Below are 16,113 nucleotides of genomic sequence, written 5' to 3' on the forward strand. Positions count from 1 at the left end.
AGTTTCGGGTTCAGCGTCGCGGGTGTCGATGTGTGCGGTCAGCGACCTTTGTCGCCATCATCAGGAACTGCGGATACGTGGCGACGAAATGGCCGGCGTGGTCATCGCGCGAGGCTTCGAACCCATCGGCGACCGTTCTGACCTCGTCCTCGGTGACCAGATCCGGTCTGTTCTTCTGGAACAGCGTGATGACGCTCGTCAGGTAGTCACCGAACGCGGCACCCATCTCCACGTTGTTCCGCAGCACAATGTTGAGATCATCGACCGTGAACCCCGCCTCCTCGGCGAGCCGGGGCAGCTTGCTGCCGATCATGCCGTCGGTGCCACCGGCCGCCGTGACCCTCAGCCAGACATCCCTCGTCACCTGGAACGGTTCCCAATCGGGCCGCGTGGTCAGGAAGGACAGGTCTTCCTCGATCACATAGATCCGGCCGCCCACCGGAAGCGCGTCATGGACGGCTCTCAAGACGCGTGCGGGATCGGAGACGTGCTGCAGCACGAAGCGCAGGATGCACCTGTCGAACCGCCCGCGCACGGCCTCGGGGATCGGGTCCTCGCCGATCTTGGACACTTCGATGCTGTAGTTCGGCGGTGCCGCTTCGCCGCTGCGAAATCTTGCCGCGAGATGCGGGTTCGCCTCCACCCCGAAGATGCGGGTGCCGGAAAAGTTGCGGGCAAGGAAACACCCGTAGCCGCCCGCCGCGCTGCCGACCTCGAGGACCCCGCGGCCGGCGCCGAATTCCCCGCTCCGGAGCCAGGCGACTTCACTCTCGCCCAGCGCCCAGGTCTGAACGTCCAGGAGCCTCTCCCACTCCTGGAGTAATTCCTCCTCCTCGATGGCCTTCATCATGCCGGGCGTCAACGACGGGATGCCGTTTCCCGCCAGGACATGCGGAGTCATGTCGCTCGTGGTCCGAGGCTCCGCCCAGCGGCGTTCGGCGTGGGGGGCATAGTCGGTCGAGTGCTGCTCGATCACACGGTCGCGGCTGGTGGCCTCTGCGGTGGCGGACATCATCGTTCCTTCCGGAGCTTCGGGTTCAGCGGGCGGGACCGGCGTTCATGGCCGAGAGGACCACGTACGCCACGCGGGATGTGGCTATCGCCGTTACCTGAGCGTGGCCGCAGGCAGGTGGGACTTCGACGAGGTCGGCGCCGACCAGGTCGACCGAGCGCGGTGCGCGGATCATGGCGAGCAGTTCGCGGCTCGCAGTGATTACCATTAGGCACCCTTTGGTGCATATAAGGCAACAGCTCGCGGTAAACTGCTTGCACTGATCGGTTCCTGTCAAGATGGAACGCATTGGCTTGTCGCGTCGATCATCGAGCTGCGAGGACTTCATGAGGGCCATGCATCCGACACCATCCGGTTCCCCGGTGCGCGTAGGTGCTCGTCTGCGGGCGAGCCGCCAGGTGCAGGGCCTGACGATCGAGCAGGTGGCGGCGGCGACCAACCTGACCAAAGGATTCCTCAGTCGCGTCGAGCGAGACGAGACCTCCCCCAGCGTGGCCACCCTCGTCACTCTGTGCCAGGTGCTGTCGGTGCCGATAGGTTCGTTGTTCGAGGAGCCGGACACCGAGGTCGTGCACATCGAGGACGCCCCGCGCATCAACTTGGGTGGTCGTGGCCTCGTCGAGCGGATGCTTACGCCGCGCAGCCAATCGCGCGTGCAGGTGCTGCGCTCCTTCCTCGACGTCGGCGCCAGCGGAGGCGACGACCTCTACACGATCAACTGCGACGTGGAGGTGCTGCACGTGCTGGCCGGCGAGCTCGAAGTACTCTTCACGAATCGCACGGTCGTCATGGCAGCCGGCGACACTCTGACCTTCTCGGGTCGCGAACCACACAACTGGCGCAACACGGGTTCCACCTCAGCCGACATCATCTGGACCCTCGTTCCAGCGGCTTGGAGCGGCTCCAGCTGACGGGCAGGCAGATATCCGCTTCGTGTGCGGCCGCGACGACGCCCTCACCCGGGTCAAGCGAGTAGCCCGCTACACCAGCTTCGAGGAGATGCTCGATGCCGAGGGTGCCGCCAACGTCAACCCCGACAGCCCGCGCGAAGCATCTACGGGCCCGAAATGGGGACCCATCTGCCTGCTTCAGGATTGCCGCGATCTTACATACGTAGGGTGACACTTTGGGTACGCTGTGTTTGAACCGCGCGCGACTCTTGCTCGAACTCCCAACCCCCACAGGCCAAGCTCAAGCAAGTCGCCGTATGTAGGTCCAGTCATAGACGTTAATGTCTAGCTCAGGGCCACTCGAGGAGAGGGAAGCGCCGAGGTGTACACAACCGTGCTCGCTGCAGCGCTCTCTGGCGCCTCGGTCGGCCAGCTGAGGCACTGGAGACGGCGGCCTCCCGTGTTCGCGCCCGAGTATCAAATGCCGCAAAAGGTCCTGTACTCCTACAGGGACGTAGTCGCACTCCGGTCCATCGCCTACCTACGCGAGAAGGACGTGACCTCGTTGCAGAGCATCCGCAAGTCGATCAAAAACTTGCGAGCTCTGGGCAAGGTTGAACATCTGTCGGAGTACAAGCTGGTGCGCAGCGGGAACACCATTGTCCTCGTTGATGGCGATGAGGCCGTCGACCTGCTGCGCCAGCCGGGCAACGTCGTGCTCGCGGGCATGGTGGACGTCTTCGGAGAATTCGATGGCCGTGTGGGGCGTGTCTTGCCCTTCCAGCGGCCGGTCCCAGGAGTGGTCGTCGATCCCGAGATCCGAAGCGGCTTCCCTGTGATCGAGGGCACCCGGGTCGGCTACGACCAGGTAGCGGGGCTCATGGCCGACGACGTCCCGGCCGAAGACATCGCCGGGTTCTTCCCGTCGGTCAACGCCGAGGCGGCCCGCGCCGCTAACCGGTTCGCGGACTACGTCAGTAAGTACGCTGTTCAAGGGCCGAGCGACCGAGCCGGTTAATGAAGATCCTTCTCGATGAGAACGTCCCTGAACCGCTATCCGAGCCACTGACCTGGCTCCTGCGTGGACACCAGATGTCGCACGTCAACAAGCAGTGGAAAAGCATCAAGGACCAGCAACTCTTCGACAAGGCTAAGCGGTACGGGTTCGACATCGTCATCTCCAACGACAGTCAGCAGCTCTACGACTCGGAGATCTGCAAGGCGATCCAGCGGTCCGGCAGGCATGTGGTGTTCATGGAGAGCAGCAACGGCAGTCTGAAGTCTCTCGCTGCGGCCGCCGGTGCGCTGATGCACTGCATCCGCAACATCGTCGCGCAATTAGAAAAGGCGGAGACGCAACGGATCGTCATCGTGCCAATGCTTCATGGGGAACCGAAGTACAAGCCGTACGACCCTCGCAAGGAGGCGCCCTCCCCGATGTGGCCGAGGAAGCAGCACGGCGACCACAAGCCGAGTCGCGGAAGTCGTTAGCTGGTAGCTCCCGAGGGAGCTCTTCTCGCCGGCGCCACGCTGTGCCCTGACCTTCACCACCGGACAGCCATCCTCACGTCCGATCCGACCCCGCGCGGTCTCCGCGCCCACGTTCGCCGTGCCGCCTCACGCGCATCCCCCAGTTCGCGAGGCGGCACGCTCCGAGGTGTCCGGATCTGGACACGTGATCTTCGCCAACCCGGACGATGCTTGGAACGTCCCACAGCGTCGTATCCCCTACCTCTGGAGCCGCTCTATGGGCTACCCACCCCAGCCGCACGACCCGTACGGCCAGCAGTCCGGTGCCCAGTCAGGCCCGCGGTACCCGCAGCTGTACCAGCCGCAGCCCTACAGCCAGCCGTACGGGCCGGTGCCGAGCGGGCCTCAGTACGGGCCAGTGCAGTACACGACGGTGAAGGAGTGGGGATTCAACCCGATCGCCATGATCATTCATGGCTGTCTATGGGTGTTCCTGCACTGGTGGCTGGCGCTGTTCACCATCGGGCTGTGGCTGATCGTGGCCATCCCGGTGTCGTTCATCGGTTGGAGGGTGACCCGCCACCTGCCGGTGCAGCACGTCCAGCATCCGCCCTACCCTCCGCAGGGGTATTAGGCCGAACACCAGATCAGCGTTGGTGGAGATGGTTGAATCGATCGCGTGGTAAAGGATCACTTCGGCGTAGTCGTTCACCACGAGAAGCATCTTGCCGTTGACGTTGAAGCGGCGGTCATGGACCGGCGAGCTTCGGCACCGCGAGCGCGCCGCGACCGTGCCATGGTCAGTGGAGGGTGCCCACTCGGGTGGCGATGATCTTTCCGTTCTCCACGTCGACGTCGTTGAAGATCTCGTTGGCGCCCTTGGTGCAGGTCAGCGTGATCGTAGTCGGCTGGGCGTAAGTCGCTGCGGTCATCAGGGGCACGGTCGTACTCTCGAACGAGTCGTCGGTGAACCCCCAGTCCGAGCTGTCCGCGCCCCGCGCGCCGTTCTCCAGGAGCTCGCACCAGCCGACGCTCTCGGTGTCGTCGGACAGCAGCACGCTCGCCTTGGCCTGGATCACGTACGTTCCGGCCGGCACGTTCAGCGACACGATCGGCACCAGGCTGCCGTTCACGTTGATCCGATTGAGCTGCTCGGCGGCGTAGGCGTCCGAGGACCCGGGATCCCCTTTGGGCCCAGTCGCCCCCTGCGCTCCCTGCGGACCTTGCGGCCCGATCGGGCCACGCGCCCCCATGTCGCCCTGTGGCCCTTGAACTCCCGGTGGGCCCTGCGGCCCTTGCGGGCCGATCTGGTTCCACTGCACGGGCAGCTCGCCCAGTCGGCACGACGAGCCCTCCTCGACCACTCGTAGCAGCCCGGTGAGCCGGAGGTAGCAGCCATGAATCAGCCCATCCGTGCTCGGTATGGCGGCCGCGCCGGCCACCCCAGCCATGCTGAACGTTACGACGGCCGCCGCCGCGGCCAATGTCATCGGCTTTCGCATGCGCCCATGCTCAACCGGCCCGGCACCCGCCACATGAGTATGCCCCTACTCAAACGCCGCCGCGGGCGGACAGCGGCCGTGGGCGCAGGCATGAGGGTGACGGGGCACCCGCGAGGCGTCCGGCCCTCGGCCGGCGGACGGCGCCCCTCGTTTCGGGTGGTCTTATATCGAGTAGGCGCCGGAGGCGAGGGCGATGACGCCGACCACGGTCATCAGCAGTGCCGAGCCGGGGTGCATGGCGATGGAGATGCGGATGTCCTGCTTCTTCCAGGCGAGCCAGATGCCCGGGTAGAGGAAGACGAGCTTGGACAGGACTGTCCATGGGGCCCAGAAGTGGTACATCGAGAAGAAGAAGGTGTTGAAGAACGGGGCCCACTTGCCGAGTTGCGGGAGGCGGGGCAGCAGGAAGCCGCGGAAGTAGTACTCCTCGAGCAGGGGCAGGGTGAAGCCGGTGAACGGCGCGCAGATGAGCAGCGTGGTGAGCACGAGCTCCTGCGGGTAGCCCTGGAGGTAGGCGGTGCCGTCGGGGCCGGCGCCCTGGTAGTCCACCCAGGTGAAGAACCAGTCGTAGACGATGTTGTCCAGCGGGGTCAGTGAGAGCGAGACCACGCTCATCCACACGAGGCACGCGGTCCCGAGCCAGAAGACCTTGCCGCGCGAGACCGGTTTGTCGCGGTAGTGGACGACGCCCTTCATCGTGAAGCGGCCGGTCTGCTTCTTGCCCAGCCACAGCAGGAAGAGCTGGAGCGGGAAGAGCACAACCGCGAGGGCGATGGCCCAGGCCAGGAAGATCGGGAAGTCCATCGCCCGGACCAGGGGGGCCGCGAGGAACGCGTACACGGCGACGATGACCGCGCCGGGCACCAGGTGCAGTGCGATGGAGAACGGGACGGAGTGACGGTCGGCGAGGAGCTTGGCGACGAAGCCTTTCGGCTGGGCGCCCTGGGTGTCGGCCGGGGGCCGCATTGCTTTATCCATGCCGAGAATCGTGGCCCCGAGACCCGACACGGAGCTGACATCGCTCTGACACGGCTTCGAGTCGCCGTGAAAGGCGCAGGTTATGGCGGGTGCGTAGACCCAGTCAGCAACTCTACGACTCGGAGATCTGCAAGACGATCCAGCGATCCAGCAGGCATGTGGTGTTCGGGGAGACCAGCAACGGCGGCCTGAAGTCGCTCGCTGCGTCTAAGGCCCGGCGAGCATCTCCAGGATCAGGCCGTGGGCGGTCAGGTGATCGGCCAGCGCGGTCAATTCGGCGGCGTCTCGGCCTAGCCGCTTCATCTCATAAACCGTCAGGATGACCCAACTAACCCGAGCCTGCCATGCCTGCCAGTTCCGTTAGCCGGCGTTCGAGGAAGCGCCGTTCGGCGCCGTCGTCGGTGAGTTGTCTGGCACGTCGATATTCGTCACGCGCCTCGTCGATGCGCCCGAGGCGCCGCAAGAGTTCTGCCCTGGTCGAGTGTAGGTAGCGGAAGTCATCGAGACCGAGTTGGTCGACGATGCCCAGCCCGGCCTCGGGGCCTTCGGTTTCGGCGATGGCGATGGCGCGGTTGAGCTCCACGACGGGCGAGCCGGTCAGGCGGGCGAGTTGGCCGTACAGCGTCGCGATCTGTGCCCAGTCGCATGACACCTCGGCGTGCAGCGACGCGATGGCGGCCTGCAGGACGTACGGCCCGCGGCCGCCGAGGGCGAGTGCTCGGTCAAGTTCGGCGCGTCCATCGGCGATCTGCTCGGTGTTCCAACGTGACCGGTCCTGATCTCCGAGCAGCACGAGTTCGCCGTCGCGGAACCGCGCCTCGCGACGGGAGTCGTGCAAGAGCATCATCGCCAGCAGCCCGCGAACTTCGGGGTCGTCCGGTAGTAGTTCAGCGAGCGCGCGTCCCAACCAGATTGCCTCTGCCGCGAGCTCGTCGCGTCCGCCGTAGCCCTCGTTAAAGATCAGGTAGACGACGGCGAGAACAGCGTCGAGTCGCTCGCGCAGCAGGTGATCCGGTGGCACGCGAAACGGGATCCCCGCGGCTTTGATCTTGCGTTTGGCCCGGACCAGCCGCTGCGCCATCGTGCGCTCCGATACCAGGAAGGCACGGGCGATCTCGTCGGTGGTGAGCCCGCCCAGGGTGCGCAGGATGAGCGCAACCTGCGCCTCGACCGCGAGCGCCGGGTGACAGCAGGTGAAGATGAGCTCCAGACGCTCATCGGGAAACTTGGTGTTCATCGGCACCTCGACACGATCGCTAGCAACGAGCAGGCCGAACTTGGCCGCGAAGGCCCGATCGCGGCGGATGCGGTCCGTGGCCCGGTTGCGAGCTGTCGTCATCAGCCAGGCGCGCGGGTTGCTGGGGACGCCCTCGCGTGGCCACCGGTCGGCGGCGATCGCAAAGGCCTCCTGCGCGGCTTCCTCGGCGAGATCGAAGTCGCCGAGGAAGCCGATCAGGGTGGCCAGGATGCGGCCCCGCTCCTCACGGAAGACCTGTTCGAGCGCTAGCAATACACCTCCGAGGGGCGGATCTCGACCGCGCCGCCATAGCGTGCCGCTGGGACGCGGGCGGCAACCTCGATGGCCGCGTCGAGGTCGTCGGCCTCCAGGACGAACACGCTGCCCACGGCCTCCTTCATCCCGACGAACGGGCCATCGGTCGTCAGAGTCTTGCCGCCCTCGACGCGGACCGTTGTCGCGTTCTCGGGATGGCCGATCGGCGGTACGGAGGTGACGCCCGGCGTCTCATTGATCCCTTGGTAGTCGGCGTAGACCTGCTTCTGCTCCTCCTCGGACAGTGCAGCCTGTCGCTCCTGTGCGTCAACCTGATAGATCAGCATGACGTACTTCATCGCATCCTCCTTGCCGCCGGACGGTCAAGCACTAAGACGAACGACGAGCCAGGAAATCGACAGCTCAACGACGGAAATCTTGAGCTCCCCGAGCCGCGCGCCCAAACGCCCGGGAACGCCGCCAGGTCCCGGGCGGAGCCTACCTGCGTGTTTGCCGCGCTGGCCACCATGCTGACACTCCGGAAGAAGTCGTTGAGCACTAGGTCGTACTCGTAGGAGGCGTACACGTCGGGGACCGCGTCGATGCGACGCTGCACCACCCGTGGAAAGATTTCAACGAGCTGGGGGGCCTGATGCCGCGTGACCGGGCAGTGCTGCATCAGGCCAGGGATTCGAGATATTTCTGGATTTCCCGCTTCTTGAAGTACTGCGCCCAGCCCGCCGGCTGCGCGTTGAACTGGGGTTCGCGGGCGGTGTGGTCGGCACCGTGCTCGATCAGCAGGCGCACGATCGACAGCTCGCCGGCGGCCGCCGCATGGTGCAAGGCGGTGGCGCCGTCGGAGGTGACGCCGTTGACGCCGAAACCAAGATCGACCAGCAACCGGACCGCTGACCAGTTGCGCGCCTCGGACATCCGCATAACCAGATCCGCATGCCGATCGCGCAACCCGGGATCGGCGGCCAGCATCGACTGTACCGTCGTTTCCTCGGCGGCCTCGGCGGCTTCTACGAACTTCATTATGTACTCCTCGTGTGATTGGGCGCTCATACCCATGAGCAACCCACCGGATGGTCACGCGGTAAGACGAACGACGAGCCAGGAAATCGACCGCTCGACGCCGGAAATCTTGACCTCCCCCGAGCCGCGCGCCCAAACGCCCGGGAACGCCGCCAGGTCCCGGGCGGAGCCGTGCGGCGGAAGGCCGGGGTCCCCCCGCACGAACGACAAACCTGCCCCGCTCCTCGGCAATCACTTCACCTGCCCGGGAGGCGACACCTCGGGCCTGCGTGGCGATTTCTCTTTAGAGGCAAGAGCTGTTGCCACTGCTGCTGGGGCCGCGGTGGGGCCGATCATGCAGCCCAGCCCGCCGACCGCTGCGCCGGTGGCGAAGGCTGGCGGCAGCGATCGTGTCCGGAGTTGAGGATCCGGGGAAAGCGGATGTCGCTGAGCATGATCAGGGTGTCGCTGAGTGTTGGCCCTGCGTCTGGCGGTCTCTACATGGCGCGCTGGGCCGGGGACAGGAAGTCGCGCACGAGCCGGTCATAGCGCGTGCGATCCACGTTCCACGCCTCCGTGTGCTCACCCTGCGCGAACGGCTCAAACTGGATCTTCCAGCCCAGACGCTTGCCAGCGATGACGAGGTCGCGAGGGGTCACCCTCAGGCGGGAGCCGATGCACTGTGGAGAACGGTGGCAGGCAGCGGGCCAGGCAGGCCGAGTTGGCCGCGTTCCTGCGCGCGCAGCGGGCCGGCTTACGGCCCTCGGACGTGGGGCTGCCGGAGGGCGCCGCCCCCGCACGCCGCAGGACCCCCGGGCTGCGGCGGGAAGAGATCGCCGAGCTGGCCGGCATCAGCGTCACCTGGTACACCTGGCTGGAGCAGGGGAGGAACATCTCGACGTCGGCCCAGGTGATCGACGCGCTGGCCCGTGCCTTGTCGCTCGACGACGACCAGCACCGCTACCTGCGCGACCTGGCGGGCCTGCCCGCTCCGGAGCGCAAGCCCTCCGACGACGCGCAGGCTCGGCTACGGCGGCTGGTCGACGCGGCGGCGCCGAACGTCGCCTCCGTCTACGACGTCAACTTCGACTACCTGGCCTGGAACAAGCCCTATGCGCTGATCCGCCACGACCCGGGCAGGTATCCACGGGAACGGCGCAACCTGCTGTGGATGATGTTCACCGACGCGGAAATCCGCACTCGTCTGGTCCGGTGGGAGCCGGCCGCGCGCTCCGTGCTCAGCCAGTTCCGCGCGGCCGCCGGTCGGCACCCCGGCAACCTGCGCTTCGCGAGCATCACGCGGGCCCTGTCCGAGACGAGCGCGGAGTTCCGTGAGTGGTGGACCGAATATCCCGTCCGCTCCTTCCGGCCCGCCATCATCGGTATCGACCACCCCGAGGCGGGACGGCTCCACCTGGAGCTCTTCCAGCTGCACCCGGCCGAGCGGCCTGACCTCCTGCTGGTCATGCAGGTCCCGGTCGGCAAGACGGCCCTGCGGCGAATCACCGCGCTGCTCGGGACGTAGGCGACCAGACCGGGGCGGCCAGCGCGCGGTGATGCTGCCGATCTTTGATGATGCGGCTACAGCGGCGTACGGCCCAGGCCCTGGTCCAGAACACCGTCGTGACCATGCTCGGCTATGAGGGCAAGCCCGTGGCCCAGGATCCGGACCGCGTACTGAAAGCCTGGAAGTCGCCGGCGGGCCCGTCGGCCTCCAGCAGTGCATGTCTCCGTGCCATGCCGGCGGCGGCGCGCAGTGGTGGAGCTCGTACCGATCGCCGTGATACCTCTGGAGCGGTTCGTTCGCCCAGCCTAGGGCTGTGATCGGAGAAGATCCCTGGTTGGTGGTGGTGACAGCGTTTGTCGGTCTGTTGTCCCGGGACATCGAACCTTGAGCTCTTGTCATCGAGGGCTGAGCGGTCAAGTGCGCCGTCTCATCGCGGGCATGGCTCAGATCTTCAATGCTGACGGCTGGTCACAGGCGGCCGGTCCACTCGTGGCCTGTAAGAACGTCAGCGCCCCTGGCCGGGAAGACGCGGTTGATCAGGAAGTCGTGCACGTCCGGTTCCCCGTCGGCGCAGGCGTCGCTGAGCACGGTCACGTGGTAGTCGCGGTCGGAGGCGTCGTAGAGGGTAGCGGCGATCATCGCCCCGGTCGCGACACCGGTCAGCACGATCGAGTCGATGTGCTGGGCGCGCAGGAGCCGATCGAGGTCGGTCGCCGCGAAGGCGCTGGCGCGGCGCTTCAGGACGACAGCCTCGCCCGGCAACGGCGCGATGCGCGGGTGCACGAGCGTCTCGGGGGATTCTTCGTGAAACAGCGTCCCCGCCCCGTGCAGGCCGCTGATCAACTGGTTTCCCGCTGCCACATCAAGGCCTGAGGCCCGGAGCCCGAAACGGATGAAGATCACCGGGATTCCGGAGGCTCTGGCCGCGGGGAGAACCTTCTCCACGACCGGGAGCACGCCGGCGGCGAAGGGGTAGTTGTCCACGATGCCCGCCTGCAGGTCGCCGACGATGAGCGCGGTCGTGGTCATACGGCTCCTTGTCTGTACGGCGCGCCATCGGCCATCCCCCACGGTCGTATCCTTCGCGCTGTTGTCGTCGATCTAGTACGACGATAGTGGGACAGATTCGCGTAAGGGCCATCGGCCGCCGAGCAGGCGGCTTGGGCTGATGTCGCTGAGAAGTGACAGCGCCCTTGGGCTTGGTTCCTGGACGGCTTCATCGCAGGCCCCGACCGTTCCATCACTCAGTGCTGGACAGTTACGACGATCTTGCCGATTTGGGTGTTCGATTCCAGGTGGCGGTGTGCCTCTACGATGTCCGCCAGGTCGAAGGTACGGTCGATGGCGGGCTTCAGCGTGCCGGTGCGGAGTCCGGCCTCCATGAACGCTCGGGCGCGGCTCATGCGGTCGGGGTCAGCGGTGATGAGGTCGACGTTGAAGCCGTGGACGGCGATGGGCCAGTTCATGGGCAAAGGTGCGGGTCTGGGATCGAGCCGGCCGTAGACGATCAGCAGGCCGTCGGCCGCTACGGTCTCGGCGAGTTCGCTCAGGCCAGGCCCTCCGACGGCGTCGAAGACGATCCTCGCCCCCTTGCCGTCGGTGACGGCGTGCACTCGGCTGACGAGGTCGCCTTCGTCGGCGGCGATGACATGGGCGGCGCCGGACTGAAGCAGCCGCGTGGACTTGGCGGCGGTCCGGGTGACGGCGATGGGAACGGCACCGAGGTGGTTGGCGATCTGGATGGCCGCGAGCCCGACGCTGCTGGACGCGGCGGTGATGACGACGCTGTCGCCGGGGTTCGTGCGACCCACTTCCACCAGGGCGCCATAGGCGGTCAGGTACGTGGTCCACAGGGCGGCGCCAGTGATCGCGTCGACCGGCGCGGGCCGGGGCAGGAGAGACTGGGCCGGGACGTTGACGCGATCTGCGTAGACGCCGTGGCGTGACATTTCCTGATCGCTGATGATGCTGACCGCATCGCCGGGCGCGAAGCCCGCGACATTGGGGCCGACCGCCTCGACCATGCCGGCTGCTTCGAAGCCCAGCCGGGAGCCGGGAAGGGCGGGCTGGTAGTAGTAGGAGCCGGCGCGGAAGAGCGCTTCTGCGCGGTTGAGCCCGATGGCGTCGATCCGGACATGGACCTCACCGGGGCCCGGGGCGTCGAGCCGGACCTCCTCGATCTTCAGAACGTCAGGGCCGCCAAGTTCATGGAAGAGCACCGCTCGTGCGTGGTTTGCCATGAGGAACACGCTACTGATCGGCGTGTGAGACTCTCCATGCCGCAGAGTCCTTCATTTCTGTCTGATCGTCTTCATTGATGGATGTCGGGCTATGATCAGCCGCATGGACGTGCTCAGCGACGCGATCACCGCCATGCGCACCGGCGTCCCCCATTCCTCGCGCACGCTCATGTCCGCGCCGTGGGGCATGCGGTTCGCCCCCTCCGATGGGGCCGGCTGCCACGTCATCCTGCAAGGCTCCTGCTGGCTCCTGTCGCCCGGGCGGGAGCCGATCCCCCTCGCCCCTGGCGACGTGGTGTTCCTCGCGCACGGACGCGGGCACGCGATCGCGGACGATCCCACGACGCCGCTGGTCGACGTCATCCAGGGCCAGGACGGCACTTGGGTGCTGAGCGAGGAGACACCGCAGGGCACGGGCCCGACCACGCTCATGCTGTGCGGCGCTTACCGGCTCAGCCAGGCGCGGGCACACCCGCTGCTCACCGGACTCCCTGACGTCGTCCACCTACCGGCCAGAATCGGCACGCACCCCGCGCTGCGCGCCGCCGTGGATCTGCTGGGCGCCGAGTTGGAGCGGCCCGGGCCCGGCTCTGACGCGCTGGTGCCGGCGCTGCTCGACTCGCTGCTGCTCTACATCCTGCGCACCTGGCTGCACGAGCACGCCGAGCAGGCGGCCACCGGCTGGGCTGCCGCGCTGGCCGACCCGGCGATAGCCGACGCCCTGCACGCCCTCCACCGCGACCCCGCCCGCCCATGGACCGTGGAGGAACTCGGCGCGCGTGCCAGCCTGTCGCGCGCGGCCTTCGCGCGACGGTTCACGACGGTCGTGGGCCAGCCTCCCCTGACCTACCTGACCTGGTGGCGCATGACCGTTGCCAGCCGGCTTCTGGCCACCAGCGACGCCCCGCTGCGCGTCGTCGCCGAATGTGGCGGCTACTCCTCGGAGTTCGCCTTCGCCAAGGCGTTCAAGCGGGAGTTCGGGGTGTCGCCCGGCAGGTACCGCAGACAACACGACAGCAAGGCCGTGAAATAGGCCTACGCTCCAGCACCGGACTCCTCCGGGGTCTTCTCCGGCGGCAGGGACGAACGGCATCGGTCCCAGCGACTTCATCACCCGCCTCCGCGGCGGCACGACTCCCGACGAGTTCGCTCCGCGAGATCAAAGAGCAGGCCATCGTCTCCATCCTGACGCGAAACAACGCAGTCAGCGCATAGCGTCGGCCGGGTTCATGAGCAACGACCCCAGCCTGTGGATGCGAGTGCGGAAGGAGTTCACTGCGATCATCGGCAGATGACGATCGCTGCGATCTACGCCGACTTCGCCGCGCACGAGGCGCACGGCGTGTCGCCCGCGTACGAGCGCCTGGCATCTGCGGTGACGCGGGATCGCGAGCTCCTGGCCTTGCTCGCCCTGCTTCCGCCGGCCAAGCGGCAGCCGAACCTGCTGTTCGGCGTAGTCCGGTTGCTCGGCGGGCCGGTCGAGGATCCGACCGCGTTCCATGATTACACGGTGGCGAACTGGCCGGTGATCGAGGCGGAGATGCGCACCCGGGCCACGCAAACGAACGAGGCCGGACGGTGTGCCGTCCTGCTACCGGTGCTCACCGCGCTACCACAGCCGCTCGCGCTGTTGGAGGTCGGCGCGTCCGCCGGGCTGTGCCTCTACCCCGACCGGTACGCCTACCGTTACGGCGATCACCTGATCGGCTCCGGTGAGCCGGTCCTTGCCTGCACGGCCACCAATATGGCGCCACCGACCGGCCTGCCCCAGGTGGTGTGGCGGGCCGGCCTGGACCTGAACCCGCTTGATGTGACCGACCCCGCGGATCTCGCATGGCTCGACGCCCTCATCTGGCCGGAACACACGCATCGCCGCGCCCGGCTGCGGGCGGCGGCGGCCGTCGTCGCAGCCGACCCGCCGCTGCTCGTACGGGGCGACCTGGTAGACGACCTGCCGGCACTGGCTGCGCAGTCCCCACCCGACGCGACGCTGGTAGTGTTCCACAGCTCCGTGCTGTACCACGTGCCGACGCCGCGACGGGTAACGTTCGCCGAGGTGGTACGCGGGCTACCCGGAAATTGGATCGCGAACGAGGCCCCGGACGTGCTGCCCTACGACACGCTTCCGATGCCGCCGGGCGAGGCGCTGCACAACGTGCTCGCGCTGGACGGGACGCCGCTCGCCTGGACCCGATCGCACGGGCAGGCGATCAACTGGTTCGCGTAATACGCTTGGGCGCCCGACGCGAACCCGTCGACGACCCAGCGGTACTCCTCGCTGCCCGGGCAGTCACGTTCCGACGAAGATAGCGACGATCATCACGATGAGAAAGAGACTCCCCGACGCGCCCGACCAGATGATCATCTTCCTCGAACCCATCAAGAGAGCACAGAAGAACGCCATGACCGCCAGCCCGAATGCGATGCCGCTCGGCACTAGGACTGCCCGCCACACGCCACGTTCCCCCGCGGGCAGCACCCGGTCCCTCTCGGGAGTCAGCACCGCGGGGAAAACCTCACCCACCTTCACCTCCGGGACGGTGTCCACGACGATCGACTGCTTCGACCGGTCGTCGAACACGAACCGCGCCTCACAGTCATACCGAGTCTGCCTCGAGCGCCAGCTTCCTACGGTGTAGCGCTCGCAGGACACGACCGTCGCGGTGCCGGGTGTGCCTGCGTGACCGAACGCCGTCCTCAACTCCGGCGTGACGACCTCGACGAGCCCGACCGTCAGCCAGATGAACAGGCCCGCCGGAATGATCAGACACAGCGCCACCCCGATGGTCATCCCGACTCCGAAAGGTTCCGGCGGTTTGGCGGGCGCCAGAGCCTTCTTGCGGACCGAAGTCTTCGTCGAAGACCGGTTGGCCGCGACCCCGAGAGGGTGCTGGGCCATGGTCTTCCTCGCACGGCTCATGCTGTCCACTGTGTGCGCCGGTGTGTGCGCCGGCACTTGAAAGGCACAGCGCCTCAGCTCTGGTTGGCGCCGCGCTCGCCGGCGGTCTCCCACAGCCGTTTGGCGTTGTCACCGAAGAAAGGACCGAAAACCGTTCCACCGATACGGCCTTCGCTGGTCACCGTCGTGACGTAGCCCCACATGCGGTCGGCCCGGTAGTCGTACATCCATGGTCCGCCGCTCGCGCCGTGTTGCGCAATCTGCGGGCAGTCGTTCGCGTAGGGGCTGAGACCGATGGCAACCACGACGGTGTCGCTGCAGTTGTACTGCCAGCCGCCCTCACTCGGCGGGATGCCCGGATAGCCCCACAGAGAACCCGAGTAGCTGAAGTTGCGGTTGAACGACATGCCGTTGAACCCCGTGACGTCACCGAGCACGGCGCCGTCGCCGCGCGGCCAGACGCTGGCGAAGGCGTAGTCGTAGGCGTCCTTGCCTTCCTGGCTCCAGCCCTTGTAGACGTGCATCCAGGCGACCGTCCACGAGCCGTACCACGGGTCGGGCTGTTGGTTGTAGTAGGGCATGTAGATCACCTGCTGGGCCCAGCCAGTGCCGGGGCCGTCGTGGATGCAGTGGCCGGCGGTGGCGATGACATTGCGCGCCGGACCCGGCACCGCGCCGGCCGAGCAGCTGAAGAGGACGCCTGCCGAGTCGATGCCGAAGATCTTGCCGACCGTCGGGGTGGCGGAGAACGCCAGCGAGCCGATCGAAGAGAACGCCGGAAGCCGGGCGGGCACGGCGCCGGCCACGGTCTCCTCTCGGCCGATCGCCTCGACCGGCCGGCCGGGCGCGACCTGGTCCGCACCGTGGACGATGTCCTTCGGCTTGGCTTGGGCCATGCGTTCCGGGGTCCAGTAGGCGCGAATCGATTCCGGCGTGTCGAGCCGTACGCTGTCGACCGTTGTCGCCTCACCGCTCGCGTTCGCGGGAGCCGGGAGCCCGGTGAGCGTTCCGGCGACGAGTAACGTGCCCAGGAGCATGCGGAGATGTCTCATCTCACGGTGATAACGATCACCACTGGGACCTGGGTTGGAACTGGCTGCAAAGAC

The 16,113-nt window shown here is 66.8% G+C and carries 19 protein-coding genes; 7 read left to right on the forward strand and 12 right to left on the reverse strand.

The features are described 5' to 3' along the window. Positions 1-10: 10 nt before the first annotated feature. Positions 11-976 (reverse strand): methyltransferase, encoded by a 966-nt coding sequence (locus Q9G87_RS27775; RefSeq protein WP_305919425.1) that lies wholly within the window; start codon positions 974-976, stop codon positions 11-13. 61 nt (positions 977-1,037) lie between these two features. After that, positions 1,038-1,220, reverse strand: a complete 183-nt coding sequence (locus Q9G87_RS27780) for an arginase family protein (RefSeq protein WP_305919426.1) — start codon at positions 1,218-1,220, stop codon at positions 1,038-1,040. Positions 1,221-1,290: 70 nt separating this feature from the next. On the opposite strand from Q9G87_RS27780, the gene Q9G87_RS27785 reads away from it, so the two are divergent. From Q9G87_RS27785 to Q9G87_RS27800, 4 genes are all read left to right on the forward strand, one after another. Continuing rightward, a complete protein-coding gene (locus Q9G87_RS27785; RefSeq protein ID WP_305919427.1) occupies positions 1,291-1,923 on the forward strand; it encodes a helix-turn-helix domain-containing protein in 633 nt (210 codons plus the stop codon). A gap of 373 nt (positions 1,924-2,296) precedes the next feature. Beyond that, complete coding sequence (locus Q9G87_RS27790; RefSeq protein WP_305919713.1) at positions 2,297-2,920, forward strand: DUF433 domain-containing protein; 624 nt, start codon at positions 2,297-2,299, stop codon at positions 2,918-2,920. Next, positions 2,920-3,393, forward strand: a complete 474-nt coding sequence (locus Q9G87_RS27795) for a DUF5615 family PIN-like protein (protein WP_305919428.1) — start codon at positions 2,920-2,922, stop codon at positions 3,391-3,393. Before Q9G87_RS27790 ends, Q9G87_RS27795 begins: the two co-directional genes overlap by 1 nt. A 256-nt stretch (positions 3,394-3,649) precedes the next feature. Then, a complete protein-coding gene (locus tag Q9G87_RS27800) occupies positions 3,650-4,006 on the forward strand; it encodes a hypothetical protein (protein ID WP_305919429.1) in 357 nt (118 codons plus the stop codon). A 166-nt stretch (positions 4,007-4,172) separates the two neighbouring features. On the opposite strand, the gene Q9G87_RS27805 is transcribed toward Q9G87_RS27800, so the two are convergent. The 6 genes from Q9G87_RS27805 to Q9G87_RS27830 form a co-directional block, all read right to left on the reverse strand. Next, positions 4,173-4,874, reverse strand: coding sequence for a collagen-like triple helix repeat-containing protein (locus tag Q9G87_RS27805; RefSeq protein ID WP_305919430.1), 702 nt, complete (start codon positions 4,872-4,874; stop codon positions 4,173-4,175). A gap of 162 nt (positions 4,875-5,036) precedes the next feature. Next, positions 5,037-5,852: a CPBP family intramembrane glutamic endopeptidase gene (locus tag Q9G87_RS27810; protein ID WP_305919431.1), complete on the reverse strand. Its 816-nt coding sequence runs from the start codon at positions 5,850-5,852 to the stop codon at positions 5,037-5,039. A 328-nt stretch (positions 5,853-6,180) separates the two neighbouring features. Next, positions 6,181-7,362 (reverse strand): RNA polymerase sigma factor, encoded by a 1,182-nt coding sequence (locus tag Q9G87_RS27815; protein WP_305919432.1) that lies wholly within the window; start codon positions 7,360-7,362, stop codon positions 6,181-6,183. Continuing rightward, entirely contained in the window at positions 7,356-7,703 is a 348-nt protein-coding gene (locus tag Q9G87_RS27820; protein WP_305919433.1) for a YciI family protein, read from the reverse strand. Before Q9G87_RS27820 ends, Q9G87_RS27815 begins: the two co-directional genes overlap by 7 nt. Before the next feature lie 319 nt (positions 7,704-8,022). Beyond that, positions 8,023-8,382, reverse strand: a complete 360-nt coding sequence (locus Q9G87_RS27825; RefSeq protein WP_305919434.1) for an ankyrin repeat domain-containing protein — start codon at positions 8,380-8,382, stop codon at positions 8,023-8,025. A gap of 476 nt (positions 8,383-8,858) precedes the next feature. Beyond that, positions 8,859-9,020 (reverse strand): hypothetical protein, encoded by a 162-nt coding sequence (locus Q9G87_RS27830; protein ID WP_305919435.1) that lies wholly within the window; start codon positions 9,018-9,020, stop codon positions 8,859-8,861. A gap of 23 nt (positions 9,021-9,043) precedes the next feature. On the opposite strand from Q9G87_RS27830, the gene Q9G87_RS27835 reads away from it, so the two are divergent. Beyond that, positions 9,044-9,886, forward strand: a complete 843-nt coding sequence (locus Q9G87_RS27835; RefSeq protein WP_305919436.1) for a helix-turn-helix transcriptional regulator — start codon at positions 9,044-9,046, stop codon at positions 9,884-9,886. 450 nt (positions 9,887-10,336) lie between these two features. On the opposite strand, the gene Q9G87_RS27840 is transcribed toward Q9G87_RS27835, so the two are convergent. Both Q9G87_RS27840 and Q9G87_RS27845 read right to left on the reverse strand, forming a co-directional pair. Then, the gene (locus Q9G87_RS27840; protein ID WP_305919437.1) at positions 10,337-10,897 is read right to left on the reverse strand and encodes a cysteine hydrolase; all 561 of its coding nucleotides are present in this window, start codon (positions 10,895-10,897) and stop codon (positions 10,337-10,339) included. Positions 10,898-11,112: 215 nt separating this feature from the next. Continuing rightward, positions 11,113-12,108, reverse strand: coding sequence for a zinc-dependent alcohol dehydrogenase family protein (locus Q9G87_RS27845; protein ID WP_305919438.1), 996 nt, complete (start codon positions 12,106-12,108; stop codon positions 11,113-11,115). A 103-nt stretch (positions 12,109-12,211) separates the two neighbouring features. Between Q9G87_RS27845 and Q9G87_RS27850 the strand changes: the two genes are divergently transcribed. Beyond that, positions 12,212-13,141 (forward strand): AraC family transcriptional regulator, encoded by a 930-nt coding sequence (locus Q9G87_RS27850; protein ID WP_305919439.1) that lies wholly within the window; start codon positions 12,212-12,214, stop codon positions 13,139-13,141. A gap of 258 nt (positions 13,142-13,399) precedes the next feature. Further along, entirely contained in the window at positions 13,400-14,335 is a 936-nt protein-coding gene (locus Q9G87_RS27855; RefSeq protein WP_305919440.1) for a DUF2332 domain-containing protein, read from the forward strand. Positions 14,336-14,398: 63 nt separating this feature from the next. On the opposite strand, the gene Q9G87_RS27860 is transcribed toward Q9G87_RS27855, so the two are convergent. Together Q9G87_RS27860 and Q9G87_RS27865 are read right to left on the reverse strand one after the other, a co-directional pair. Then, a complete protein-coding gene (locus Q9G87_RS27860) occupies positions 14,399-14,899 on the reverse strand; it encodes a hypothetical protein (RefSeq protein WP_305919441.1) in 501 nt (166 codons plus the stop codon). 182 nt (positions 14,900-15,081) lie between these two features. Then, positions 15,082-16,059, reverse strand: a complete 978-nt coding sequence (locus Q9G87_RS27865) for a trypsin-like serine peptidase (protein ID WP_305919442.1) — start codon at positions 16,057-16,059, stop codon at positions 15,082-15,084. Positions 16,060-16,113 lie beyond the last annotated feature (54 nt).

It is taken from the genome of Nonomuraea turcica, from assembly GCF_030718205.1.
Taxonomy (GTDB): Bacteria; Actinomycetota; Actinomycetes; order Streptosporangiales; family Streptosporangiaceae; genus Nonomuraea.

Excerpts from the sequence above, each read along its gene's own strand:
- Q9G87_RS27850 (WP_305919439.1), top strand. The coding sequence starts at position 12,212 with ATGGACGTGCTCAGCGACGCGATCACCGCCATGCGCACCGGCGTCCCC.
- Q9G87_RS27860 (WP_305919441.1), bottom strand. The coding sequence starts at position 14,899 with ATGACCATCGGGGTGGCGCTGTGTCTGATCATTCCGGCGGGCCTGTTC.
- Q9G87_RS27795 (WP_305919428.1), top strand. The coding sequence starts at position 2,920 with ATGAAGATCCTTCTCGATGAGAACGTCCCTGAACCGCTATCCGAGCCA.
- Q9G87_RS27805 (WP_305919430.1), bottom strand. The coding sequence starts at position 4,874 with ATGCGAAAGCCGATGACATTGGCCGCGGCGGCGGCCGTCGTAACGTTC.
- Q9G87_RS27820 (WP_305919433.1), bottom strand. The coding sequence starts at position 7,703 with ATGAAGTACGTCATGCTGATCTATCAGGTTGACGCACAGGAGCGACAG.
- Q9G87_RS27845 (WP_305919438.1), bottom strand. The coding sequence starts at position 12,108 with ATGGCAAACCACGCACGAGCGGTGCTCTTCCATGAACTTGGCGGCCCT.
- Q9G87_RS27855 (WP_305919440.1), top strand. The coding sequence starts at position 13,400 with ATGACGATCGCTGCGATCTACGCCGACTTCGCCGCGCACGAGGCGCAC.
- Q9G87_RS27840 (WP_305919437.1), bottom strand. The coding sequence starts at position 10,897 with ATGACCACGACCGCGCTCATCGTCGGCGACCTGCAGGCGGGCATCGTG.
- Q9G87_RS27800 (WP_305919429.1), top strand. The coding sequence starts at position 3,650 with ATGGGCTACCCACCCCAGCCGCACGACCCGTACGGCCAGCAGTCCGGT.
- Q9G87_RS27780 (WP_305919426.1), bottom strand. The coding sequence starts at position 1,220 with ATGGTAATCACTGCGAGCCGCGAACTGCTCGCCATGATCCGCGCACCG.
- Q9G87_RS27865 (WP_305919442.1), bottom strand. The coding sequence starts at position 16,059 with ATGAGACATCTCCGCATGCTCCTGGGCACGTTACTCGTCGCCGGAACG.
- Q9G87_RS27825 (WP_305919434.1), bottom strand. The coding sequence starts at position 8,382 with ATGAAGTTCGTAGAAGCCGCCGAGGCCGCCGAGGAAACGACGGTACAG.
- Q9G87_RS27785 (WP_305919427.1), top strand. The coding sequence starts at position 1,291 with ATGGAACGCATTGGCTTGTCGCGTCGATCATCGAGCTGCGAGGACTTC.
- Q9G87_RS27810 (WP_305919431.1), bottom strand. The coding sequence starts at position 5,852 with ATGGATAAAGCAATGCGGCCCCCGGCCGACACCCAGGGCGCCCAGCCG.